This window comes from Pedobacter sp. 01T416_2 (genome assembly GCF_056398925.1).
Map to the genome: position 1 here is coordinate 1 of NZ_JBFTQI010000703.1, position 3,105 is coordinate 3,105.

The 3,105-nt window shown below is 39.0% G+C and carries 4 protein-coding genes and 1 pseudogene; 4 read left to right on the forward strand and 1 reads right to left on the reverse strand.

Annotated features, from left to right (window positions below; all coding sequences use genetic code 11):
* Positions 1-71: 71 nt before the first annotated feature.
* The 4 genes from AC1DPQ_RS22760 (at position 72) to AC1DPQ_RS22775 (ending at position 2,772) form a co-directional block, all read left to right on the forward strand.
* Positions 72-677, forward strand: coding sequence for an SDR family NAD(P)-dependent oxidoreductase (locus tag AC1DPQ_RS22760; protein WP_477610962.1), 606 nt, complete (start codon positions 72-74; stop codon positions 675-677).
* 66 nt (positions 678-743) lie between these two features.
* Positions 744-1,745, forward strand: a complete 1,002-nt coding sequence (locus AC1DPQ_RS22765) for an NADP-dependent oxidoreductase (protein WP_477581812.1) — start codon at positions 744-746, stop codon at positions 1,743-1,745.
* A gap of 22 nt (positions 1,746-1,767) precedes the next feature.
* Positions 1,768-2,208 carry a DUF2147 domain-containing protein gene (locus AC1DPQ_RS22770; RefSeq protein WP_477581811.1) on the forward strand — a complete coding sequence of 147 codons (441 nt, stop codon included), beginning with the start codon at positions 1,768-1,770 and terminating at the stop codon, positions 2,206-2,208.
* Positions 2,209-2,352: 144 nt separating this feature from the next.
* Positions 2,353-2,772, forward strand: a complete 420-nt coding sequence (locus tag AC1DPQ_RS22775) for a hypothetical protein (RefSeq protein ID WP_477610961.1) — start codon at positions 2,353-2,355, stop codon at positions 2,770-2,772.
* A gap of 120 nt (positions 2,773-2,892) precedes the next feature.
* On the opposite strand, the pseudogene AC1DPQ_RS22780 reads toward AC1DPQ_RS22775, so the two are convergent.
* Positions 2,893-3,105, reverse strand: a pseudogene (locus AC1DPQ_RS22780) (hypothetical protein); the annotation flags it as partial.

Below are 3,105 nucleotides of genomic sequence, written 5' to 3' on the forward strand. Positions count from 1 at the left end.
GTGTAATCATTACTGGCAGAAACCAAGGGAAATTAGATGATGCCAGGAAACTATAACCGGCAATTATAACCATTAAAAGTGATGTGTCAGAAGCCGATGATGCACAAAAGCTTTTTAACCAGGTGCAGCAATTGGGCGGTATTGATATATTATACAACAATGCAGGTGTTTTAACCGATCCAATCAATCTCGGATCGGCAAACGAAAGGCATCTTACAGACGCAGCCTACGAAATAAACGTCAACTATCTTGCAGTTATCAGGCTTAACAATCTTTTCATGGATATGCTGAAATCAAGGGCGGGAGGCGCTATTATCAACACAACTTCATTGCTTAGTTATGTTCCATCATTACTGGAAGCAACTTACTCAGCTTCTAAAGTAGCATTGCGGTTTTATACAGAAACATTGAGAAAGCACCTACAAATTTTAAATAGTAACCTGAAGGTATTTGAGCTTTTGCCTCCTGTTGTGGCTACAGAAATGACGGCTGATAGGAAGGGAAAAAAAATGACTACAGAAGGTCTGGTAAAAGCGCTTATCGCAGGTCTCAAGAAGGATCAGTTTACCATCCGTGTAGGGGATACAAAAACATTGTATATCGTCAACCGGCTTTTTCCAGGAATTGCTTTTGGTTTGGTTAATCCTAAGAAAAGTTATAAATTAATATCCCCATAAAAATTACGCCTTAAGTAACAGCATGTTGTAACTGACGTAAATAATAAAACAAGAAATAAACATAATATGAAAGCGTTCATTATAGACAAATATAAAAGCAAGGAAGGTGGTAAGATTGAAAATGTACCCATTCCAGTATTGAAAGCCGATGAAGTATTGGTAGAAGTATACGCTGCCGGTATAAACCTTCTCGATTCCAAAATAAGGAAAGGGGAATTCAAACTTTTTTTACCTTATAAAACACCATTTATTTTGGGGCATGACCTGGCCGGTATAATAACTAAGGTTGGTGCGCAGGTGCAAAAGTTTCAGGTTGGAGACCATGTTTATGCTCGGCCCGCAGATCATCGTATCGGAACTTTTGCAGAATTCATTGCCGTTAATGAGGCCGATTTGGCAATAAAGCCTGCAGAACTGACCATGGAAGAAGCGGCATCCATCCCACTCGTGGGCCTCACTGCCTGGCAGGCACTCATTGAAAAAGGGAAACTGCAAAAAGGAGAGCGGGTTTTCATTCAGGCTGGCTCAGGCGGTGTCGGCACATTTGCCATTCAGTTGGCTAAATATCTGGGGGCTACTGTGGCTACCACGACAGGTACAGCCAACATCGAGTTGGTAAAAAGTCTCGGTGCAGATGTTGTTATAGACTATAGAAAGGATGACTTTGAGAAAGTTCTGAATGATTATGATCTGGTTTTAAACAGCCAGGACGGATTGACGCTTGAAAAGTCGCTACAGGTATTAAAACCAGGTGGAAAGCTCATCTCGATTTCTGGTCCTCCCGATCCGGATTTTGCAAAACAAATCGGTGCCTCCTGGTTCGTGAAACTGATTATGCGCCTGTTGAACTCGAAGGTAAGAAAGAAAGCAAAAAGGCTGAATGTTGATTTTTCCTTTCTGTTTATGAGGGCTAGCGGATCTCAGTTGAATGAAATTACGACGCTTATAAATGCCGGGGCTATTAAACCTGTGATAGATAAAATTTTTCCGTTCCAATCGGTCAATGAAGCAATAGCTTATGTAGAAAGTGGCCGTGCCAAAGGAAAAGTGGTAATAAAAGTTAAATAATTTAATTGGTAAAACATATATAATGAAAAAACTAAGGATAATATTATTGTTGTGCCTTTTTGCGGCAACAAAAACATTCGCACAAACTCCAGAAGCTGATAAAATTTTAGGCGTATGGTTGAGTGAAGATAAAACCGGTAAAATTGATATTTATAAAGCAAAAGGGAAGTATTTCGGCAAGCTGATCTGGGGTAAAACCATGTACGAACCAAATGGAATTACTTCCAGGAAGGACGTAAAAAACAAAGATGAAAAATTAAGGGCACGTAACCTTAAAGATCTGATCATGCTTTACGATTTTACTTATCATAATGGCGTGTGGGATGGTGGCGAGATTTATGATCCTTATAGTGGTAAAACATACAGCTGTACGTTGAAACTAAAGGATAGTAAGCTGAATATCAGGGGGTATATTGGCATGTCTTTGTTTGGCCGGACAAGTGTTTGGGAGAGGGTGAAGTAATGTTTAAATTGAAAGTGCCAGGAAATTATGAGTTTTGAACAGTTTGTTGGCGGCTAGAAAGTAGTTGCCATAATGGAGCTATAATTTCCCTTTTTGTAGCGTTTTAATGCGCTTTGTCGTTTTTCATTAAAAACCAAATAGACGATGAAAAAAATAGCGCTTGTATTATTGTTGGGTGTTGCCCTGCTAACCTGTAAAAAAAATAAAACCACTTCTGATTGTGGGGACAAGGTCTGTACTGAAGAATTTGCCTCGGTAGTGTTAAAATTTGTAGATAATAAAGGCGCTGCCGCTGAAGTAAAAGATTTCAATGTAATCAACCAAAGAACAGGAGAGCGGGTAACGGCTAATTCGAGTATTTATACAAATACCATAAAAGGCGTATTTATTATCGTTGATGATAATAATAAACTTGGTCTGTCAGAACAGGGAGATGATTTAAAAATTAGCGGTACTTCAGTAGAAACCAAGCAAACTAAATCTGTTGTGATTAAAGTAAGTGGAGGCAAGTGCGCTTGTCACATCAATAAAATTTCAGGACCGGAGCAGGTTGCTTTCGATTAAAATTTATTCCAAAAGCGGAGGTCGGATTGCCCTGTTAATTTTTAACTGACAAGAATAAAAAAAGCTGTACCCGGTTTCTCTGGGTACAGCTTCATTATTAATTTACTCCGAGAAATAATTTTAATCCAGCAATGTCCAGGTTTTTCTGGCCTGTACCTGCTGTACAACTTGCTGTTCGGCAACCACAATATTTTCTTTGCGCTGGCCAATATATTCTAATCCACTCAATTTATTCCAAAGCGCTACCAATACACTCATAAATTCGTTGGCCATTAGCATACTGTTGTTAATTTGTTTATGATCGTAAACCAGTTCGATGGTTTTGGCTAAAAG

What these genes read in the sequence shown, in the direction of transcription:
- AC1DPQ_RS22770 (WP_477581811.1), top strand. Translation starts at nt 1,768, where the DNA reads ATGAAAAAACTAAGGATAATATTATTGTTGTGCCTTTTTGCGGCAACA.
- AC1DPQ_RS22775 (WP_477610961.1), top strand. Translation starts at nt 2,353, where the DNA reads ATGAAAAAAATAGCGCTTGTATTATTGTTGGGTGTTGCCCTGCTAACC.
- AC1DPQ_RS22765 (WP_477581812.1), top strand. Translation starts at nt 744, where the DNA reads ATGAAAGCGTTCATTATAGACAAATATAAAAGCAAGGAAGGTGGTAAG.